Raw genomic sequence first — 2,305 nt, 5'->3', positions numbered from 1 at the left:
CCCCCCCCCCCCCCCCCCCCCCCGGGGCGGGTTCACCTCGCCCCCCCCCCCCCCCCCCCCCCCCCCACCACCCCCCCCCCCCACCCCCCCCCCCCCCACACCCCCCCCCCCCCCGCCCCCGCCCCCCCCCCCCCCCCCGCCCCCCCCGCCCGCCCGCCGGGGGGGGGGCCCCCCTTCTCCAGTTCCTCAGCAATTCGTTCACCGGCGTCTCCCGGATTGCCCGCCGCCAGTGGTTTCCGCGCGGCGCTCACGACCAGCGCCGGGTGATGCCGCGGGTGTGCCTGCCGTTCCAGCACCCGCGATGCCAGTGCCGCCGGTCCTCCGCGCCCCCGCCGATACGCGGCCAGGCCACGATGTGGGCAACGCCGGGCGCGATCTCGTGATCGCAGCCGGGGCAGCGATAGGTCTTCAGCGCCCGCGCCGCCGGGATGGTGCGCACCGAGTACTCCTCGTCCCCGCCCGGCCCGGGTTCGATCGAGCCGAAGACGTCCGACAACGCCCGACCGGCGTCCGGGCGGCCGGTTCGGCGATCGCTGCGGGGTTTGCGGCGTGGCACGCTACCGAGCCTAGAACAAGCGGAATTCGTTGCTCTCCGTGCCGCGCAGCGCATCGTAATCGAGCGTCAGGCAACGGATGCCCCGGTCCTGCGCGAGCGTGCGCGCCTGCGGTTTGATCTGCTGGGCCGCGAACACTCCGGTCACCGGCGCCAGCAACGGATCCCGGTTCAGCAGTTCGAGATAACGCGTCAGCTGTTCCACGCCGTCGATCTCGCCGCGCCGTTTGATCTCCACCGCGACGGTGCCGCCCTTCTCGTCCCGGCACAGCAGGTCCACCGGCCCGATGGCCGTCATGTATTCCCGCCGGATCAGCGTGTAGCCCGGCCCAAGCGTCTGCACGTGCTCGGCGAGCAACTCCTGGAGATGCGCCTCCACGCCGTCCTTCACCAGACCGGGATCGACCCCGAGTTCGTGCGAGGAGTCGTGCTCGATGTCCTCGATGGTGATGCGCAGTTCCTCGCCGGCCTTGTTGGTCACCACCCACAACGCCTTCGCCGTCTCCGGCACCCCCGCCGCGGCGGCGTCGCGCTCCTCCAGCCGACACGGCGGGCTCATCCAGTTCAACGGCTTGTAGGACCCGCCGTCGGAATGCACGAGCACCGAACCATCGGCCTTGATCAGCAGGAGTCTGCGGGCCATCGGGAGGTGGGCGGTCAACCGACCGACGTAATCGACCTGGCAACGAGCAATCACGAGGCGCACCGGGACGAGTGTAGGGCCCGGCGTCCGGTGGCCGGCGGACCACCCCGCCCTAGTAGCCCCCGGGCACGAAGCAGTAGGTGACCCGTCGCTCGGGGTCGACGAAATGCCTGGTGTTCGCCGCGATCCACGCCATTCCGTAGCCGGGCTCCGCCACTTCCGGCGCGCACAGGTCGGTATCGGTCACCCCTGACAACGTCCGATCGAACTTCGCCGCGAACTCTCCGCAGCTGCTCTCGCGGACGTACAGAGCGTCGTAGCAATACCCTTCGATCAGATTCGGCACGACGCACGAGTGCGCGACAGCGGAGCTGCCGTAATGCGTCCCCTCAGTGGCCTCGAGCTTCTCCAGCTTCTCACACTGGACCACCACATCGGTGTCGGTGACAATCGCCGACTTCGTGATCTTTCGGTCCGCGGCCGGGTCCGTGCAGGGCAGTGTCGCCAGGAGATCCTTGACATTGCCGTGCTTGTCGGCATAGCAGGTGCCGACTTCGGGGATGGCCATCGGCTTCCCCAGCGGCAGCACACCACTCCCGATGAGCGCGCCTGCCACGGCGAGACCGACGACGAGAAGAACGGTCAGAACGACGACGACCATGCCCGCTCGACCGTCGCGCTGTCGCGGCGGAGGTGATCCCGCCATCCCGTGTCCCGACTGACCTGGCGGTACGAAACCGTGGCCCGGATATCCGTGCCCGCCATGGTTCGCCGAAGGCTCATATGCCGGCGGCGCAGGAAAAACAGGCGATCCACCACTTCCGCCGGGACCGCCCGGGCCAGCTGAATTCGATTGCGGCGGCGGATTCCACGGTGGATTGTTCGCGGCCCCGTGCTTGTCGAAGCCTCCGACCGGATACATGACGACCCCCAATCGTCCGACAGATACGCCGAAGGCCCCCAACATGGTTGGGGGCCTTCGGGAAAGGATGTTCCGGCGGTGTCCTACTCTCCCACACCCTGTCGAGTGCAGTACCATCGGCGCAGGTGGCCTTAGCTTCCGGGTTCGGAATGGGACCGGGCGTTTCCCCACCGCTATGACCGCCGTA

Annotated in this window: 4 protein-coding genes and 1 rRNA gene; all 5 read right to left on the bottom strand. The window is 69.3% G+C overall.

Annotated features, from left to right (window positions below; all coding sequences use genetic code 11):
• Positions 1 to 32: 32 nt before the first annotated feature.
• The 5 genes from QH283_RS13280 to rrf all read right to left on the bottom strand — a co-directional run bounded on the left by QH283_RS13280 (position 33) and on the right by rrf (position 2,305).
• Positions 33 to 251, bottom strand: coding sequence for a hypothetical protein (locus QH283_RS13280; protein WP_280503308.1), 219 nt, complete (start codon positions 249 to 251; stop codon positions 33 to 35).
• Complete coding sequence (locus QH283_RS13275; RefSeq protein ID WP_280503307.1) at positions 248 to 556, bottom strand: ATP/GTP-binding protein; 309 nt, start codon at positions 554 to 556, stop codon at positions 248 to 250. The genes QH283_RS13280 and QH283_RS13275 overlap by 4 nt, the downstream gene beginning before the upstream one ends.
• A 10-nt stretch (positions 557 to 566) precedes the next feature.
• A complete protein-coding gene (gene nucS, locus QH283_RS13270; protein WP_280503306.1) occupies positions 567 to 1,259 on the bottom strand; it encodes an endonuclease NucS in 693 nt (230 codons plus the stop codon).
• Between the two features lie 49 nt (positions 1,260 to 1,308).
• Complete coding sequence (locus tag QH283_RS13265; protein ID WP_280503305.1) at positions 1,309 to 1,857, bottom strand: hypothetical protein; 549 nt, start codon at positions 1,855 to 1,857, stop codon at positions 1,309 to 1,311.
• 331 nt (positions 1,858 to 2,188) lie between these two features.
• Positions 2,189 to 2,305: ribosomal RNA gene (gene rrf, locus QH283_RS13260) — 5S ribosomal RNA — on the bottom strand.

The sequence above is a fragment of the Nocardia farcinica genome (genome assembly GCF_029867845.1).
In the GTDB taxonomy this organism is placed as follows: Bacteria; Actinomycetota; Actinomycetes; order Mycobacteriales; family Mycobacteriaceae; genus Nocardia; species Nocardia farcinica_A.
This window is presented reverse-complemented; position numbering and strand designations above follow the sequence as displayed.